This is a genomic window from Mycolicibacterium wolinskyi str. Jessa 2025 (assembly GCF_049241375.1).
Lineage (GTDB): Bacteria > Actinomycetota > Actinomycetes > Mycobacteriales > Mycobacteriaceae > Mycobacterium > Mycobacterium wolinskyi.
The window spans coordinates 5,947,645-5,964,252 of the sequence record NZ_CP185960.1 but is presented as its reverse complement, the minus strand read 5'-3'; the positions used below and the strand labels follow the sequence as shown (position 1 = coordinate 5,964,252).

Below are 16,608 nucleotides of genomic sequence, written 5' to 3'. Positions count from 1 at the left end.
CGCGCGTCGATGTAACGCATGTGACCGTTGTGGCGATGAACGACCCGTAGACCATGGGTAGGGGGTTCGGCTGATGTTTCGACGGTTGAGTGCACTGGTCAGCGCCGCAGCAATCGCAGGTGCGGCTTTGATCGGTCTGACGGCGGCGACGGCGTCGGCGAATCCCACATGCCCGGACGTGCACTGGATCGGCGTTGCCGGCTCCGGCGAGCGCACCGATCCGGCGGTCAACGGCGGCATGGGGCGCCCGGTCTACCAATCCCTGCAGGATTTCTCCCGACTGGTCCAGCAAGACGGCCGCACCATGACAGCTGAGGCGGTCGTCTACCCGGCGACCGAAGTGCCGGCCGACGGCGACCTGCTGGGCTGGGGCGGCTTCATGGGCAGCGTCGACACCGGTGTGGCCGCACTGGGCAGCCAGTACGCGGCGTTCACCCAGCGGTGCCCGGCCACCTCGGTGGTGCTGGCCGGCTACTCACAGGGCGCGATGGTCGTCCACCGCAATCTGCACGCGCTCGCAACGAGCCCCAATCTGGCCGCCGCACTGCTGATCGCCGACGGCGACCGGTTGCCGACGGACCCGACCATCAACCTCGGCTCCGTCACCGGCGTTCCCGGCGCCGGCAAAGGTGTCGCCCAAGACTGGCCGATCCTGGCTCATGCCCCGGCCGCGCTACCCGTGTCGGTCGCAAGCCGCACGATCAGCGTGTGCAATCTCGGTGACGCCGTGTGCGACTACGATCCCGAGGCCGAAGAGGTGACGGCGGCCGCGATAGCCGTCCACACGAGCTATGCCACCGCCGGCGGCGGGCAGCTGCCCTGGACCTGGACGCTGTACCAGCTGGCGTCGCGGTCGGCCATGGGCAGCCAGATGGTTCCGCCCGGCGCCTGATAAAACCGCCTGACCGGCCGCTCGACGCTACGCTGATTGCGCCGGGCGCGACGACGGGAGCAGGCGATGTCCACATTGTGGCGGTATGTCCGTATCCAGGCATTCGTTCTGCTGTGCGGGATCGTCGGTCCCATATTCCTGACCATCTACTTCGTGAGCGGCGCTCAGCCCATGATGAAGTGGATGTTCTGGGCGGGTCTGCTCATCACCGCCGTCGACGTGTTGATCGCCCTGGCCATCACGGCCTACGGCTCGAAGACCGCGGCCAAGAACCAGCAGCTCGAACAACAGGGCGTGCTGGCGCTCGCGCAGGTCACCGGTATTCAGGAGACCAACACGCGGATCAACGAACAACCGCTGGTGAAGCTCGATCTGCAGATCTCCGGTCCAGGCATCGCGCCATTCGCCACCCAGGACCGGGTGATCGCGTCAGTCACTCGGTTGCCGATGATCACCAACCGCCGGCTGGTCGCCATCGTCGATCCGACCACCCACGAGTATCGGATCGACTGGGACAGAAGCAGTTTGGTCAGCGGGTTGATGCCCGCCACCTTCTCGGTGGCCGAAGACAACACCACTTATGACCTCACCGGCCAGACCGAGCCCCTGATGGAGATCCTGCAGATCCTCAAGGCGCACAACATCGGAATGAACAACATGATCGATCTGCGCGCCAATCCCGCGGCGCGCGAACAGGTGCAGGCAGTGGTGAGGCGCGCGGCGGCCCAGAAGACCGCGGCGCAACCCGCACCACAGGCCGCGCCCGCCGCGGCGCCCTTCATGGCCCCGCCGGAGCCCTCGACCGCGCAACGCCTGCAGGAACTCGAGACATTGCGTGCGACGGGTGCCATCACCGAGGCCGAATACACCGCCAAGCGGCAACAGATAATCGCCGATCTCTGAGCCTACGACCGGGCGGTGGTAACGTCGCAGCGTGCGGTTGAATTCATCGCAGGCACACGCTGAATGACCGAAATGCCGGCACCTCGCATGGTCCGCCCGTCATCACTGGCTGACGCATTCGGTCCGGCCCCCGACGGCGCACCGCGGCCATACGCCCTCGGCAACATCGCTTCTCCGTTGCGCAACGTGGACTACCGTTACATCAGGTTCAAGATCGTCAAGCTGCCTACTCACAGAGTTGGAGACGAGCCATGACCGCCACCGAGGAACAGACCGAGAAGGCCGACGGCAAAGTCAGTCTGCCCACACTGACGGCGATGGTGATCGGCTCGATGATCGGGTCGGGCGTATTCCTGCTCCCGCGCCGATTCGGTGCCGAATCCGGTGTCGCGGGTGCGTTGATCGCGTGGACGATCGCCGGAACCGGAATGTTGATGCTGGCTTTCGTTTTTCAGCGACTGGCCAATCGCAAGCCCGATCTCGACGCGGGTGTCTACGCCTACGCCAAGGCCGGCTTCGGCGATTACGTGGGCTTCAACTCCGCCTTCGGGTTCTGGGCTTCGGCATGCGCGGGCAACACGTCGTACTGGGTGCTCATCATGGCGACGGCGAGTGCGTTGTTCCCCGCGCTCGGATCCGGCGACACGGTGCTGGCAGTGCTCATCGCCTCGGCCGGGGTGTGGCTGTTCTGCTTTCTGATCCTCCGGGGCGTCAAGGAGGCGGCGATCATCAACCGGATCGCCACGTTCGCCAAAGTCGTTCCCATCCTGGTATTTATCGTCATCACGGTCATTGCCTTTCAAGCTGACGTGTTCACTGCGAACTTCTGGGGCGGCGACGGAAACTACTCGTGGAATTCGCTGTTCGAACAAGCCAAAGGCACGATGCTCATCACGGTTTTCGTGTTCATGGGTATCGAAGGGGCCAGCGTCTACTCGCGGTTCGCACGTAAGCGTGAGCATGTCGGGCGCGCCACCGTAACCGGGTTCCTGTCCGTGCTCGCGGTGTTCATGCTGGTGACGCTGTGCTCGTACGGCGTGATGCCGCAGGAGGAACTGGGCCAGGTCGACGATCCGCCGATGGCGGCCGTGCTGGAATCGGTGGTCGGGCCGTGGGGTTCGGTGTTCATTCGCATCGGGGTGCTGTTGTCCGTGCTGGGGGCGTACCTGGCCTGGACGTTGATGGCCGCCGAGATCCTGTATCTCCCGGCCAAGAACGACGACATGCCGAAGTTCCTGACGCGCACCAACTCTCAGGGCGCCCCGGTCACCGCGCTGATCATGGCGACCGGTTTGGTGCAGCTGCTGCTCATCCTCGTGCTCTTCACCGCCAACGCGCTGGACTTCATGCTGGATCTGACGGCGGCCCTGGCGTTGGTCCCGTATCTGTTGGCCGCGGCGTACGCGCTCAAGCTCACCATCACGCGGGAGACATATGACGATCGACGATCGCTGGTGCCCGACATGATCGTGGCCGCGGTGGCGACTGCCTATACGTTGTTCCTGCTCTACGCCGCAGGTTTGGATCACCTCCTGCTGTCGTGTCTGCTCTATGCGCCGGGAGCGGTGCTCTATGTGATTGCGCGGCGTGAGCGCGGCCTGCGCATATTCCGGCCCGCCGAGGCGTTGCTCTTCGGCGCGATCGTGATCGGTGCGATCGCCGCCGTGGTGAGCCTGGCGACCGGCGCGATGCACCTAGATCTGCCGAACCCGGTGGAGCCGACGGGACTTGTGCATCTGCCCGACCCGGCATCGACGACCGGAGTCAAGTGATCGAAAGGACTGAGATGACCAATCTTTCAGACACCTACGGCGTGCACTCCGAAGTGGGCAAGCTGCGCAAGGTGCTGGTGTGCTCGCCCGGATTGGCGCATGAACGGCTGACCCCGACCAACTGTGACGACCTCTTGTTCGACGATGTGCTGTGGGTGCAGAACGCGCGCCGCGACCACTTCGACTTCATGGACAAGATGCGCGACCGCGACGTCGAGGTGGTCGAGCTGCACAACCTGCTCACCGAGACGATGGATATCGCCGAGGCCAAAGCCTGGCTGCTGGACCGCAAGATCGTCGCGAACGAGGTCGGTCTCGGCCTCGTCGACGACACCCGAGCGTTTCTGGACTCGTTGACCTCGCGCCGGTTGACCGAGTTGCTGATCGGTGGCATGTCGATCCGTGATCTGCCCGCCGAAATGCAGTCGGGCTACCGGGCTTTGGCGCGCGAGGCCACGGGCGTTACCGAATACCTGATGCCGCCACTGCCCAACACGCTCTACACGCGCGACACCACGTGCTGGATCTACGGCGGGCTCACGCTCAATCCGTTGTTCTGGCCGGCCCGGCACGACGAGACCTTGTTGATGAAGGCGATCTACGAATTCCATCCCGACTACATCGGTTCGACGGTGTGGTGGGGCGATCCGGAGGAAAGCTGGGGTCTGTCGACGATCGAGGGCGGCGACGTCATGGTGCCCGGCAACGGCGTCGTGCTGATCGGCATGAGCGAACGCACCTCACGTCAGGCGATCACGCAGGTCGCGGCCGAGCTGTTCGCGGCGGAGGCGGCCGAGAAGGTGATCGTGGCAGGCATGCCGAAACTGCGGTCGGCTATGCACCTCGACACCGTGTTCACCTTCGCCGACCGTGATGTGGTGACGATCTACCCGGGCATCGTCGACTCGATCGAGCCGTTCATCCTGCATCCCAGTGACACCGACCCGGGCGTCGAGGTCGAGGAGGCCACCAAGCCCTTCGTCGAGACCGTCGCCGATTCACTCGGGCTGAGCAGTCTGCGCGTCGTCGAAACCGGCGGCACCGCCTACGACTCGGAGCGCCAGCAGTGGGACAGCGGCAACAACCTCGTCGCCGTCGAACCGGGGGTCGTCTTCGCATACGACCGCAACACCCACACCAACTCGCTGCTGCGCAAAGCCGGTGTCGAGGTGATCACCATCGTCGGCGCCGAGCTCGGCCGCGGGCGCGGCGGCGGCCACTGCATGACCTGCCCGATCATCCGCGATCCACTGGATTGGTAGGGATCTGGAACACGTTCTACTTCTGCTGTTAGCCTGGGCCGGGGATCACGAAAGGACCGGTGATGGCGGCAGGCAGTGGATCGCTCGAAGGGCGCGTGGCATTCATAACCGGCGCTGCGCGCGGGCAGGGGCGCGCGCATGCGATCAGGCTCGCCAACGAAGGTGCCGACATCATCGCGATCGACGTGTGCGCCGCCGTCGACGACACCATCACCTACGCGCCCGCGACGTCGCAGGAGCTCGCCGAGACGGTCAGCGCGGTCGAGGCGACCGGCCGCAAGGTGCTGGCGCGCGAGGTCGACATCCGCGACCTGGCCGCCCAACAGCAGGTGGTGGCCGACGGCATGGAGCAGTTCGGCAGGCTCGACATCGTGGTGGCCAACGCAGGTGTCCTCAGCTGGGGCCGGCTGTTCGAGATGTCGCCCGAGCAGTTCGACACCGTCATCGACGTCAATCTCAACGGAACCTGGCGGACCATTCGGGCCGCGGTGCCCGCGATGATCGAGGCGGGCAACGGCGGATCCATCATCATCGTGAGCTCGTCAGCCGGTCTCAAGGCGACCCCGGGCAACGGTCATTACGCCGCCTCGAAGCACGGCCTGGTCGCCCTCACCAACGCGTTGGCCCTGGAGGTTGGGGAGTACGGCATCCGGGTCAACTCCATCCACCCGTACTCGATCAACACCCCGATGATCGAGCCCGAGGCGATGGCTCAGGTGTTCGCGAAGTACCCGAGCTACCTGCACAGCTTCGCCCCGATGCCGCTGCATCCCGTGGGCCTCGACGACGAGGGTCGCTCGACATTCATGACGCCGGAAGAGGTTTCCGACGTGGTCGCGTGGTTGGCCGGTGACGGCTCGGCGACCCTGTCGGGCAGCCAGATCGCCGTCGACCGCGGCGTGATGAAGTACTGATCTTTTCGGCTCGCGCAAGCTAGCCGGGCAGTACGAGCACCGGAACAGGACTGTGCCGCAGGATCTTTGACCCGCGCTCGCCGAGGAACACCCGGGCCACCACACCGGCGGGTGTGGTGCCGATGGCCAGGATCTCGCCGTCGAGCCAGTCGACCGCGTCGAGTGCTTCGTCCCAGCCGTCGCCGGTGACGACCTCGAGCTCGACGTCGTCATCGACGATCCGGTCATCCTTCAACTGCTGCAACGATTCCCGCGCCTGGGCGGCCCACTCCTGCAGGATGGCATCCTCGCTCTGCAGTCCGACGAGCGGTGGGAACATGCTGCGCCCGCGGACGGCGAACGTCACCACCCGCATCGAGGTGTCGAGCCGTTCGCTGATGGACGCGATCCGCCGGACGACGCCGACGGACTCGCGCGTGCCCGGGTAAGCGCACGTGATCCGCGACAGCACACCGCTTTTCGGCCTGCGATATCCGCGTGGGCTGATCGCCAGCGGAACCGGGCACGAATGCAGCAGCCGGTCGGCGGTGGAACCGACGACCACCTGCCCGAGCTTACCGTCCGCAGCCGAACCCAGCACCAACGCTTCGGCATCCAGTGATGCGACGGCCTCCAGCAGACCGTCCGAAACCGACCGGTGCGCGAACTTGTGGAAGCTGACCTCGAGTTCGTCGTCCAGTGCGGCGATGCGCTCGCGGGCCTGTTCGGCCGACGAGGCCGCCAGTTGTGCTGCGTACTGGGCATATTCGGCGTCGATGCGGGCCGGCGACGGCGTCATCCACGGCCGCGGTACAACTGTTGCCACGGCCAACGACGTCTCAAGCGTCCGCGCGGCGCCGACCGCGAGGTGCAGGGCCGAAGATCCGCCCTTGCCCACCAAATAGCCGACGACGACGGTCATGCGCGATCCTCAGGCCGCGTCGTCATCACATCGTCCTCGCCCGCCGCCGCGCCGGGGATGTAGCCGTCACCACCGTCGTTCAGTGCGCTGTGGTGGCGGCTCCACACCAGGTAGAACAACAGCACAGCGCTGACCCACAAGCCGAACCACAGCCACGTGATCGCGGGCAGGCCGTACAACACGAACAGACAGGCCGCGACAGACAGGATCGGCGTCACCGGATAGCCGGGAACCTTGAACGAGCGAGGCAGATCCGGTTCGCGGACCCGCAGGATGATCACACCGACCGACACCACGACGAAGGCGATCAGCGTGCCGATCGACACCAGGTCCCACAGGTAGTCGAGCGGCACGAACCCGGCCAGCGTGCCGGTGACGACCGCCACGATGATGGTGTTGTTCACCGGGGTCATGCTGCGTGGATTGACCTTGGCGAACATCGATGGCAGCAGGCCGTCGCGGCCCATCGCGAACAAGATGCGTGTCTGGCCGTACATCACGACCAGCGTCACCGAGAAGATCGAGATCACCGCGCCCGCGGCCAGAATCGTGCTGGCCCAGGTCTGGCCATGCAGGATGTTCGTCAGCATCACCGACAGGCCGGCTTCGGCTTGTTCCTCGGACCCGAACTCGTCGGCGGACTGGGTGCCCAGACCGGCGAATGCCACGAGGACGTAGACGCTGGTGACGACGATCAACGCTCCGATGATCGCGCGTGGCATGGTTTTCTGCGGGTTCTTCACCTCGTCGCCTGCCGTCGACACGGCATCGAGCCCGATGAAGGTGAAGAAGATCGTGCTGGCCGCCGCGGTGATGCCGACGAATCCCTTGTCCCAGAACCCGGCGAAGTGATCGGTCGTGAAAGCCGTGAACGCGACCGCGATGAACAGGCCCAGCACAGCGAGTTTGAGGATCACCATGACGGTGTTGACGAGTGCCGATTCGCTTGCCCCGCGGATCAGCAGCAGCGCACACATGAAGATCAGGATCGTGGCGGGCAGATTCATGATGCCCGGTTCCTCACCCCACGGCGCGGCGGTCAGCGCGTGCGGCAGGCGGAACCCGAACAGGTTGTCGAGGAGCTGATTGAGGTATCCACCCCAGCCGATCGCGGTCGCAGACATCGAGACGCCGTACTCGAGCAGCAGACAGGCCGCCACCCCCATGGCGACGAACTCGCCCATCGTGGTGTAGGCGTACGAGTAGGTAGATCCCGAAACCGGTACAGCGGAGGCCATTTCCGCGTAGCAGATCGCCGATAGGCCGGCCGCGACACCGGCGAGCACGAACGAGACGAGGACAGCTGGGCCGGCTTCGGGCACGGCCTGCTGCAGCACGATGAAGATGCCGGTGCCGACTGTCGCGCCGACACCGAACAGTGTCAGCTGAAATGTCCCGATGCTTCGCTTCAGATGGTCGGAGGCACCGTGGGCGACCGGAGCGCCGATGACGGGCCTTCGGCGCAGCATCTGTCCCGTCAGGCTGGTGGCTGGGGCTGACATCGTGCCTCCTAGGTGCCGGTCAGGCGATTATGGGCGCGCCTGACTCAAAGTGTCGGCAAATCGGTCAACAGCCCAGTCGATCTCCTCGGCGGTGACGACCAGCGGCGGAGCGAACCGCAGCGTCGAACCATGCGTGTCCTTGACCAGCACACCCCGTTCGGCCAGCCCCATACTGAGCTGCTTACCCGTGCCGAGAGCTGGGTCGATGTCGACGCCGGCCCACAGCCCGAGGCCGCGCACGGCGAGCACGCCGTGACCGATGAGCTCGCGCAGCCGCTCGTGTAGATGCGCACCGAGTTCGGCTGAGCGGGCCTGGAATTCGCCGCGTTGCAGCATCGCCACCACGGTGCTGCCGATCGCCGCCGCCAACGGATTACCGCCGAACGTCGATCCGTGCTCGCCGGGGTGCAGCACACCGAGCACGTCGCGGTCGGCGACGACCGCCGACAACGGCACCACACCGCCGCCGAGCGCCTTGCCGAGCAGATAGACATCGGGAATCACGCCCCAGTGGTCACAGGCGAACGTGCGGCCGGTGCGGGCCAGGCCGGATTGGATCTCGTCGGCGATCATCAGAACGTTGCGCTGCGTGCAGATCTCGCGCACGCGGGGCAGGAAGTCGTCGGGCGGGACGACGATGCCCGCTTCGCCCTGGATCGGTTCGATCAGGACCGCGACGGTGTTCGCATCGATCGCGTCTGCCAGTGCGGCCGCATCACCGAACGGCACTGAGCGGAATCCGGGTGTGTACGGGCCGAAGCCGCGGCGCGCGGTCTCGTCGTCGGAGAAGCTGATGATCGTGGTGGTGCGTCCGTGGAAGTTGTTGCGCGCCACCACGATGTTGCTCTGGCCCGCCGGGACGTGCTTGACGTCGGTGCCCCATTTGCGGGCGACCTTGATGCCGCTCTCGACGGCTTCGGCGCCGCTGTTCATCGGCAGCACCATGTCCTTGCCGCACATCTCGGTCAGCGCTCGGGCGAACGGGCCCAGCCGATCCGAATGGAATGCCCGGCTCACCAGCGTCAGTCGGTCCAGCTGCGCGTGCGCGCTCGCGACGATCTCCGGATTGCGGTGGCCGAAGTTGACCGCCGAATACGCGGCCAGGCAATCGAGATAACGCCGACCGGCGACGTCGGTGATCCAGGCGCCATCGGCACTGGCGGCCACCACCGGCAGGGGCGAGTAGTTGTGTGCGACATGGCGATCGTCGAGTTCGATCGCCGCCGTTGCGGCACCTGAGGTGGCCTCGTTGTCCACGCTTTCCAGGATGGTCATGAGTGCAGCTCCAGGGTGCAGCATTTGACGGATCCGCCGCCCTTGAGAAGTTCGGAGAGGTCGACGCCGATCGGCTCGAACCCGGCGTGGCGCAACTGTTCGGCGAATCCGGTGGCGGCCGCGGGCAGCACGACATTGCGTCCGTCGGATACGACGTTGAGGCCGAGCACGTAAGCGTCGGCGCTCGATACTTCGATGGCATCGCCGAAGAGCTGCCGCAGGCGTTCGCGGCTGGCGTCGCTGAAGGCAGGCGGGTAGTACGCGACCGTCGTGTCGTCGAGCACGGCCAGGGCGGTGTCGAGGTGATAGAAGCGCGGATCGACGAGCTCGAGACTCTCCACCGTCAACCCGGTCAGGGCGGCGATCTCGTCGTGGGCGCGCCGATCGGTGCGAAAACCCCATCCTGCCAACAAGGTTGACCCGACGAGCAGCAGATCGCCCTGGCCTTCGTTGACGTGCTGAGTGGTCAGCGGCTCGAAGCCGCTCCGGGCCATCCACTCCGCATAGGCGTCGGCCTCGGCTGCGCGCTGCGGATAGGCGAACCGCGCGACGACGGCGGTCCGCCCGACGAGGAATCCGCCGTTGGCGGCATAGACCATGTCCGGCAGGCCGGCGCGCGGCGTCACGAGATCCACGGTGTGGCCCAGGTCGGCGTAGATTCCGCGCAACTCGTGCCACTGGGCCAGCGCGCGTTCGGTGTCGACCGGCGTGGACGTATCCATCCACGGGTTGATGGCGTATTCGACGGTGAAGTACTCGGGTGCCGTCATGGCGTAATGACGGGTGCTCGATTTGCGGGCATGGGGCGGTGCGGCGACGTCGGTGGGCATGACAGCGGGCATGACATCGTCGGAAATCGTCATGAATCGACGATATGAACCCATGATCACGCAATCAATCACTGCTTGTTGCTTGTGATCCATCGATCCGTTGCGGAGAATCGGGAATTGCGGCAGTTTATTGCGTGGAGGCGACATGGACCGGCTGGACGAGACCGACGAGCGGATTCTGGCGGAGCTCGCCGAGCATGCGAGGGCGACGTACGCCGAGATCGGCCAGCGGGTGAACCTGTCGGCGCCCGCGGTCAAGCGGCGGGTGGATCGCCTGGTGGCCGAGGGCGTGATCCGTGGTTTCACCACTGTGGTCGACCGCAACGTGCTCGGCTGGCGCACCGAGGCTTACGTACAGGTGTTCTGCCACGGCACAATTGCGCCCGATCAGCTGCGCGCGGCCTGGGTGGGCATTCCCGAGGTCGTGAGCGCGGCGACCGTCACCGGCACCGCCGACGCCATCCTGCATGTGCTGGCCCGGGACATGCGCCACCTCGAAGAGGCGCTCGAGCGCATCCGCGCCTCGGCCGACATCGAGCGCAGCGAGAGCATCGTCGTGCTGTCCAACATCATCGAGCGGGCGCGCGGGTGACGCGGGCCGTGCACCGGCGCAAATGTAGGGTGGCGCACAACGCTCAGGCGCCATCGTGTAAAAACCCCACGTGACTTCATCTTCGCAACCTGGGGGCGTTGTGATCGTCGGCGGCGGTCTGGCCGCAGCCCGGACTGCCGAACAACTGCGCCGTTCGGAGTACCCCGGGGCCATCACGATCGTCAGCGACGAGGACCATCTGCCCTACGACCGGCCACCACTGTCGAAGGAAGTGCTGCGCGCCGAGACCGACGACGTCACGCTCAAGCCCGCCGAGTTCTACGCCGAGAACAACATCACGCTGCGGCTGGGGTCGGCGGCACAGTCGGTGGACACCGCCGCCAAGACGCTGAAGCTGGCCGACGGCAGCGAAATCGGCTACGACGAGCTCATCATCGCGACCGGCCTGGTGCCGAAGCGCATTCGCTCGTTCCCCGATCTGGCCGGCATCCGGGTGCTGCGTTCCTACGACGAGAGCATGGCCCTGCGTGAGGACGCAGGCAAGGCCCGGCGTGCCGTCGTGGTCGGTGCCGGGTTCATCGGCTGCGAGGTGGCGGCCAGCCTGCGCAAGCTCGGCGTCGACGTGGTTCTGGTGGAACCGCAGCCGACGCCGCTGGCTTCGGTGCTCGGCGAGACGATCGGTGCCCTGGTGACGCGTCTGCACGAAGCTGAGGGTGTTGACGTGCGTTGCGGTGTCGGCGTGATCGAGGTGCGCGGCTCCGATCACGTCGAGCGGGTGGTGCTGGGTGACGGCACCGAGCTCGACGCCGATCTGGTGGTCGTCGGCATCGGCTCGCATCCGGCTGTCGACTGGCTCGAGGGCAGCGGTATCGAACTCGACAACGGCGTGGTGTGCGACGAGGTGGGCCGGGCCAGCGCGCCGCACGTGTGGGCGATCGGCGATGTGGCGTCGTGGCGTGACCACGTGGGAGATCAAGCGCGCGTTGAGCATTGGAGCAACGTCGCCGACCAGGCGCGCGCGCTCGTGCCTGCGCTGCTCGGTCAGGAATCCTCCGCGGTTGTTTCGGTGCCGTACTTCTGGAGCGATCAGTACGACGTCAAGATCCAGTGCCTCGGTGAGCCCGAGGCCGACGACGTCGTGCACGTCGTCGAGGACGACGGTCGCAAGTTCCTGGCCTACTACGAACGCGACGGGGTCCTGGTCGGCGTGGTCGGCGGCGGTATGCCGGGCAAGGTCATGAAGGCCCGCGGCAAGATCGCCGCAGGCGCTCCCATCTCCGACATCCTTCCCTAGCGTTTGTGCACGTTCCGTAACGCCCGGCGTTACGGAACGTGCACAAATCGCTCTCTAGAACTGGCCGAGGTAGAACCGGCCACCCTGGTCGTCGGCGCACATGGCCGTGAATCCGTACGGTTGCTGCGCGGGTTCCTGCAGCACCGTGCCCCCGGCTTCGCGTACCCGTTCCACCGCGGCTTCGACGTCGGCGACGGTCCACATGGGTACGGTCGTCGCGGCCGCGGCGCCGCCGGCCATGCCCGACATCGGCTGACTGCCCTGCACACCCCAGCCGTCGTCGATGCGGCCGGGTTCGAACGTCCAGAACAGCACGCGGCTGTAGAACGCCTTGAAGGCCGCCGAGTCGGGAACCTCGTAGGTGATATACGAAAGTTCGCCTGGCCCTGCGCCGTTCAACTCCGGCCTGGGTGTGCCTGCCTTCGGCTCGAACACTGCGAACGGCGTCCCGGCGGGATCGGTCGCGTCTAGCACGGTGCCGAAGTCGAACTCCTGAATCTGGCCGGGCTGACCTCCGCCCGCGGCGATAGCCTGGCGCGCGCCGTCCAGGTCGGTCACGGCGTAGCAGCAGAACATCGTGGGCCTGCCCGCGACGCTGAAGATGCCGATGTGCTGCTTGGTGTTGGTGACCTGACCGGTGGCCGCGTCGTAGGTCCAGCCCAGCACGTGTCCGTAGAACGCGGCGGCGCGGGCGGCATCCGGCACCCACACCGACACGTAGCCGACGTCGCCGTGCTGGATCGGGGTCGCCGATCCGGTCGCCGGCCCGGACAGCATCCACCGATGCCCGGACGGATCGATGATGGCCGCATTGCGGGTGCCGTAGTTCTCGTACGGTTCGCGCTGCACATGCGCGCCCCGGGTGCGAGCACGTTCCAGCGCAGCGTCGGTGTCCGGTACATGCAGCATGAGGCTCACGGAATTGGCTTGTGGCGCAGGAGCTCTGAGCCCGATTTCGGGATACTCATCGGCCAGGTACAGCACGCCACCGCCGATCGCGAGTTCGGCGTGACCGATGCGGCCGTCGTCCATCACGATGGGTTCACCGACCTGGACCGCACCCAAAGCCTCTACGTACCAGGCGATTGCGGTGCGGGCGTCGGGCACGGCGAGATAGGGGATCGCGGCGGGCCGCGGAGCAGAGGCGGCGGTTGCCGGCTCGTTGAGTTCTGCGATGGCAGCGTCGGTGCCGGTCATGACAACTCCTTCGGTTCGGTTGGGCAGCGTGAGCGCCGATTCCAGACGTGCGCGCAACCGGGCGGCGAACTCCGGATCCGGGGCAACCGGAAGCTCGCCGTCACTCAGCACGGTCAGCGGATCGTGGCTGTTTCTCATGACGTCCCTCCCTCCGGTTGCGGGTATTGCGCTCGGAATGCTCGGCGGGCCCGCACCAGCAGTGCCTCGGTGGCGTGCACGGTGCGGCCGATCAATTCGGCGCATTCGGGCACCGTGCAGTCGTCCATGTAGCGCAGCGCCAGCACGGTGCGATGTTGTTCGGGCAGCCTTGCCAGAACGCTTTCGGCCACGATGCGATCGAGTTCGGCATCCCAGTCGTCGGCCGGGTCCACCGCTTCGGGCAGTTCGGCCACCGGGATGTTGAACCGGTCGTGTCGCCGCCGGTAGTGATCGGCGAGCTTGTGGCGGGCCACGCCGATCAGCCACGGCACCGAGAGCGGCGGTGGAGACGGCTTGCGGGCGGCATCCATCGCCGCCAGGAATGTCTCCGACGTCAAATCCTCAGCAGTTCCGCGGTCACCGCAACGCCGGATGAAGTACCCGTACACCACCGGCAGGGCTTCGTCGTAGAGCGTCAGCAGTGCCCGCGGAGCGTCTGTCTCGGCGCTCACATCTCTATCGTCGCCGCAGGCGCCCGAACTCCGACGGGTCTGACCGAAGTTTTTTCCGACCACTCGAGGCTGAAAATCATTGGCGTGCCGAGCGCGGTTTGCGTCATGGTGGTGGCGTGATCGACGTCAACGAATTCATGCGTGACGGATTTGTCAAGGTCGAGCAGGCCGCGCCGGTGGAAATCGCCGATGCGGCAAGAGATCTCCTCTGGAAGCAGATCGGGTTGTCGCCGGATGAGCCCGCGTCCTGGACACAGCCGGTGGTGTGGGCGGCCGATCTGACCGGTCAGGGCCCCTTCGGTGAGCTGGCCGGCAGCCGGGTGCTGTCGGAGGCGCTCGACCAGGTGTGCGGACCGGGCGGCTGGGCGCCGCGGGGTGCGCTCGGCAACATCCCGATCCGGTTTCCGGTCTCGCCACCGGCAGAAGACCGAGGCTGGCACATCGACCTCAACACACCGGTCTCCGCCGAGCACTGGGTGATCAGCGGCAGGCCGCACACCATGCTGCTGCTGACGTTGTTGTCGGAGGTGGGGCCCGACGATGCGCCGACGCGTATCCGGGTGGGTTCGCACCGAGACGTCGCCGCCGTACTCGGCGAGGACAGCGTCGAGTTCGCCGACTCCGGCAAGTTGGTGGACGACGCCAGCGCGGGCCGGCCGGTTGCGCTTGCCACGGGGCGTCCTGGCGACATGTATCTCGTGCACCCGTTCACCGTGCATGCGGCTGATGAGCACCGCGGCGCCACACCACGTTTCATGTCGCAGGCGCCCATCATGTTGACTGAGCCGCTGAGTCCGTCGAGTCCGTCGGCGCTGGCCTGCGTGTGGTAGCTACTCCCAATGCACCGGCGGGCCGTGCGGCGCACATGAGCCCAGGATCCGGTCGGCGCCGTCCGGCCAGCACCGCACGCGGATCAAGAACTCGTGATGGGCGTCCGGGGCGCGGCGCTGAGGTTCGAGGTTCAGCCATGCGAACGGGGTGTTCGCCGTGGCGGCGGAGCCGAGGGCCTTCAATCGAGTTTCGACGGCGTGCTGTTCGGCCGCGCCGAGGTATTGCCAGGTGACGGAGTGCCACAGCACGGTGAGCGTGCCGGGTGACAATTGCAGCCGTGAGACCGCCTCGGCCGCGGGCATCCGGTCGAGGTCGGCATCGACGCGGCGGGCGATGTCGATGGCAGCGCTCAGCCGGTGCAGCCTGGCGGTCATATCCGGCCAGACATAGCTGAGCAGGGTGAGCCTGCCGTCCTCGGTGCGCGCGTCGACGGGCGCGATGTCGAAACCGTGGCGTTGCGCGATCCGCAGCGGGGCCGCCGGCGGTAGGGCGCCGTGCCACGCATCCTCGATGACGACCGCCGAATCGGCGGGACCCCACTGGCCTCCGGCATGGCGGTAGAGGTAGTGATCGGCACGCAGGTTGAGGCCTGCGCTTGAGCCGATCTCGAAAAGCCTTACCGGCAGCGGGAATCGGTCGACGAGATGCAGCAGGCCGCCGATCAGGGCAGCCGATCTGCCGACCTCGTTCGTCTGGGGCGGCTGGTCGAGCATCGTGCGCAGGTATGCGGTCTGCCGTCGCGCCGTGGCGAGGATCTCGGGCCACGCGGCCGCGGCGTCCCAACGGCCGCCGACGCTGGGATACCACGCCGCCAGGGCGGGTGCGCGGCCGTCGAGCACAATCCGGTGCAGCCCGCCCAGCAGGCGCAGGGCCAAGCCAGACGGTCCGGGATCGTCCTCGTGCCCCGTCAGCACGTCGGCGAAGATTCCGCGCGATCGGATGTCGTCGAGCACGAGATCGAGCAGCTCGGCATACATCGGCGAACCCAGCGCAGTGCAGGCACGCGCCTGCACGTCGAAGGCGCTGAGCAGGCGATCGCTCACGGACTCCCCAACACGTCAAGGCCTGGACGGGCGATTTCGAAGGCTTGGGCGATGGTATCGGTCAACGAGACAGACTCGTCGGCGAGCCACTTCTCGTAGGCCGACAGGGCGACTCCGAGCATCAACCACGCGACGGTCTGCGGCAGCAGATCGCTGCCTTCCGCACCGATGCGATGTGCCACGTAGGTGGCGATCACGTCACGCCAGCCGGCATACATCGTCATTGAATAAGCCTGTAGCGCTTCGGTTTCCAGGATCACCCGCATACGCTGGCGGTGTTCTGCCATCTCGTGCTCGGCGTAGGTGTTGAACGCCAGCAGGGCTTCGCGAAGCGCCTCGCCGAGTGATATCTGCGGGCTCAGGGTGGCCAGTAGTTCGCGCAGGTGTTGCAGGTGGGCGTCGAAGTCGCCCCACGGTATGGCGCTCTTGGAGGCGTAGTACCGGAACAGTGTGCGCCGCGATATGCCTGCCGCGGCAGCGATGTCGTCGACGCTGACGTCGTCGAATCCCCGGGCCGCGAACAGTTCGATGGCCACGCCGGCGATGTGGTCCTGAGTCGTGGAGCGGCGCCGGCCCACGCGGGGCCCGGGTCCCTGCATCAGATCCACCTCTTCCATTCTGGCACTCAATGCCATATCCTTGCGATCTCGATCACAATTGTCGAGACCCTACGCGACGAAAGGGAGCGTTTATGGAAACGAATCAGCACGCCGAGACCGAGACCGAGCTCGTCACCGAGACTCTCGTCGAAGAGGTTTCGATCGACGGTATGTGCGGGGTTTACTGACC

The 16,608-nt window shown here is 66.3% G+C and carries 17 protein-coding genes; 9 read left to right on the top strand and 8 right to left on the bottom strand.

Features of this window, described 5'->3' with window-relative positions; translation table 11 throughout:
• The first annotated feature begins 73 nt into the window (after positions 1-73).
• The 5 genes from ACOI2T_RS29575 to ACOI2T_RS29555 all read left to right on the top strand — a co-directional run bounded on the left by ACOI2T_RS29575 (position 74) and on the right by ACOI2T_RS29555 (position 5,743).
• Positions 74-892, top strand: a complete 819-nt coding sequence (locus ACOI2T_RS29575) for a cutinase family protein (RefSeq protein WP_409502109.1) — start codon at positions 74-76, stop codon at positions 890-892.
• Between the two features lie 66 nt (positions 893-958).
• On the top strand, positions 959-1,795 hold the full coding sequence (locus ACOI2T_RS29570; protein ID WP_409502108.1) for an SHOCT domain-containing protein: 837 nt from the start codon (positions 959-961) through the stop codon (positions 1,793-1,795).
• A gap of 251 nt (positions 1,796-2,046) precedes the next feature.
• Complete coding sequence (locus ACOI2T_RS29565) at positions 2,047-3,567, top strand: basic amino acid/polyamine antiporter (RefSeq protein WP_409502107.1); 1,521 nt, start codon at positions 2,047-2,049, stop codon at positions 3,565-3,567.
• A 14-nt stretch (positions 3,568-3,581) separates the two neighbouring features.
• The gene (locus ACOI2T_RS29560; RefSeq protein WP_409502106.1) at positions 3,582-4,829 is read left to right on the top strand and encodes an arginine deiminase; all 1,248 of its coding nucleotides are present in this window, start codon (positions 3,582-3,584) and stop codon (positions 4,827-4,829) included.
• Between the two features lie 62 nt (positions 4,830-4,891).
• Entirely contained in the window at positions 4,892-5,743 is an 852-nt protein-coding gene (locus ACOI2T_RS29555) for a mycofactocin-coupled SDR family oxidoreductase (protein WP_409502105.1), read from the top strand.
• A 19-nt stretch (positions 5,744-5,762) separates the two neighbouring features.
• Here ACOI2T_RS29555 and ACOI2T_RS29550 read toward each other — a convergent pair whose 3' ends face one another.
• From ACOI2T_RS29550 to ddaH, 4 genes are read right to left on the bottom strand one after another with little or no spacing between them, the layout of a single operon-like run.
• A complete protein-coding gene (locus ACOI2T_RS29550; protein ID WP_409502104.1) occupies positions 5,763-6,644 on the bottom strand; it encodes a universal stress protein in 882 nt (293 codons plus the stop codon).
• Positions 6,641-8,146, bottom strand: coding sequence for an amino acid permease (locus tag ACOI2T_RS29545; RefSeq protein WP_067842069.1), 1,506 nt, complete (start codon positions 8,144-8,146; stop codon positions 6,641-6,643). The genes ACOI2T_RS29550 and ACOI2T_RS29545 overlap by 4 nt, the downstream gene beginning before the upstream one ends.
• 27 nt (positions 8,147-8,173) lie before the next feature.
• On the bottom strand, positions 8,174-9,421 hold the full coding sequence (gene rocD / locus ACOI2T_RS29540; protein ID WP_409502103.1) for an ornithine--oxo-acid transaminase: 1,248 nt from the start codon (positions 9,419-9,421) through the stop codon (positions 8,174-8,176).
• Positions 9,418-10,284: a dimethylargininase gene (gene ddaH / locus ACOI2T_RS29535; protein ID WP_409502102.1), complete on the bottom strand. Its 867-nt coding sequence runs from the start codon at positions 10,282-10,284 to the stop codon at positions 9,418-9,420. The genes rocD and ddaH overlap by 4 nt, the downstream gene beginning before the upstream one ends.
• A gap of 112 nt (positions 10,285-10,396) precedes the next feature.
• Here ddaH and ACOI2T_RS29530 point away from each other — a divergent pair, with 112 nt between their 5' ends.
• Together ACOI2T_RS29530 and ACOI2T_RS29525 are read left to right on the top strand one after the other, a co-directional pair.
• Positions 10,397-10,843 carry an Rv2324 family transcriptional regulator gene (locus ACOI2T_RS29530; protein ID WP_409502101.1) on the top strand — a complete coding sequence of 149 codons (447 nt, stop codon included), beginning with the start codon at positions 10,397-10,399 and terminating at the stop codon, positions 10,841-10,843.
• A gap of 70 nt (positions 10,844-10,913) precedes the next feature.
• Positions 10,914-12,098 (top strand): FAD-dependent oxidoreductase, encoded by a 1,185-nt coding sequence (locus ACOI2T_RS29525; RefSeq protein WP_409502100.1) that lies wholly within the window; start codon positions 10,914-10,916, stop codon positions 12,096-12,098.
• A gap of 54 nt (positions 12,099-12,152) precedes the next feature.
• Here ACOI2T_RS29525 and ACOI2T_RS29520 read toward each other — a convergent pair whose 3' ends face one another.
• Positions 12,153-13,433 (bottom strand): VOC family protein, encoded by a 1,281-nt coding sequence (locus tag ACOI2T_RS29520; RefSeq protein WP_409502099.1) that lies wholly within the window; start codon positions 13,431-13,433, stop codon positions 12,153-12,155.
• Complete coding sequence (locus tag ACOI2T_RS29515) at positions 13,430-13,945, bottom strand: RNA polymerase sigma factor (protein ID WP_067843545.1); 516 nt, start codon at positions 13,943-13,945, stop codon at positions 13,430-13,432. Before ACOI2T_RS29515 ends, ACOI2T_RS29520 begins: the two co-directional genes overlap by 4 nt.
• A gap of 116 nt (positions 13,946-14,061) precedes the next feature.
• Between ACOI2T_RS29515 and ACOI2T_RS29510 the strand changes: the two genes are divergently transcribed.
• The gene (locus tag ACOI2T_RS29510; protein WP_409502098.1) at positions 14,062-14,775 is read left to right on the top strand and encodes a phytanoyl-CoA dioxygenase family protein; all 714 of its coding nucleotides are present in this window, start codon (positions 14,062-14,064) and stop codon (positions 14,773-14,775) included.
• Here the strand turns inward: ACOI2T_RS29510 and ACOI2T_RS29505 are convergent, their stop codons facing one another.
• Entirely contained in the window at positions 14,776-15,819 is a 1,044-nt protein-coding gene (locus ACOI2T_RS29505) for a DUF2332 domain-containing protein (RefSeq protein WP_409502097.1), read from the bottom strand. It lies immediately after the preceding gene.
• Complete coding sequence (mftR, locus tag ACOI2T_RS29500; RefSeq protein ID WP_458127387.1) at positions 15,816-16,418, bottom strand: mycofactocin system transcriptional regulator MftR; 603 nt, start codon at positions 16,416-16,418, stop codon at positions 15,816-15,818. Before mftR ends, ACOI2T_RS29505 begins: the two co-directional genes overlap by 4 nt.
• Positions 16,419-16,510: 92 nt before the next feature.
• Between mftR and mftA the strand changes: the two genes are divergently transcribed.
• Positions 16,511-16,606: a mycofactocin precursor MftA gene (mftA, locus tag ACOI2T_RS29495; RefSeq protein WP_084356358.1), complete on the top strand. Its 96-nt coding sequence runs from the start codon at positions 16,511-16,513 to the stop codon at positions 16,604-16,606.
• The last annotated feature ends 2 nt before the right edge of the window (positions 16,607-16,608 follow it).

Coding starts and splice junctions, on each gene's coding strand:
- ACOI2T_RS29545 (WP_067842069.1), bottom strand. CDS start 8,146: ATGTCAGCCCCAGCCACCAGCCTGACGGGACAGATGCTGCGCCGAAGG.
- ACOI2T_RS29575 (WP_409502109.1), top strand. CDS start 74: ATGTTTCGACGGTTGAGTGCACTGGTCAGCGCCGCAGCAATCGCAGGT.
- ACOI2T_RS29560 (WP_409502106.1), top strand. CDS start 3,582: ATGACCAATCTTTCAGACACCTACGGCGTGCACTCCGAAGTGGGCAAG.
- ACOI2T_RS29530 (WP_409502101.1), top strand. CDS start 10,397: ATGGACCGGCTGGACGAGACCGACGAGCGGATTCTGGCGGAGCTCGCC.
- ACOI2T_RS29565 (WP_409502107.1), top strand. CDS start 2,047: ATGACCGCCACCGAGGAACAGACCGAGAAGGCCGACGGCAAAGTCAGT.
- mftR (WP_458127387.1), bottom strand. CDS start 16,418: ATGCAGGGACCCGGGCCCCGCGTGGGCCGGCGCCGCTCCACGACTCAG.
- ACOI2T_RS29555 (WP_409502105.1), top strand. CDS start 4,892: ATGGCGGCAGGCAGTGGATCGCTCGAAGGGCGCGTGGCATTCATAACC.
- mftA (WP_084356358.1), top strand. CDS start 16,511: ATGGAAACGAATCAGCACGCCGAGACCGAGACCGAGCTCGTCACCGAG.
- ACOI2T_RS29550 (WP_409502104.1), bottom strand. CDS start 6,644: ATGACCGTCGTCGTCGGCTATTTGGTGGGCAAGGGCGGATCTTCGGCC.
- ddaH (WP_409502102.1), bottom strand. CDS start 10,284: ATGACGATTTCCGACGATGTCATGCCCGCTGTCATGCCCACCGACGTC.
- rocD (WP_409502103.1), bottom strand. CDS start 9,421: ATGACCATCCTGGAAAGCGTGGACAACGAGGCCACCTCAGGTGCCGCA.
- ACOI2T_RS29570 (WP_409502108.1), top strand. CDS start 959: ATGTCCACATTGTGGCGGTATGTCCGTATCCAGGCATTCGTTCTGCTG.
- ACOI2T_RS29520 (WP_409502099.1), bottom strand. CDS start 13,433: ATGAGAAACAGCCACGATCCGCTGACCGTGCTGAGTGACGGCGAGCTT.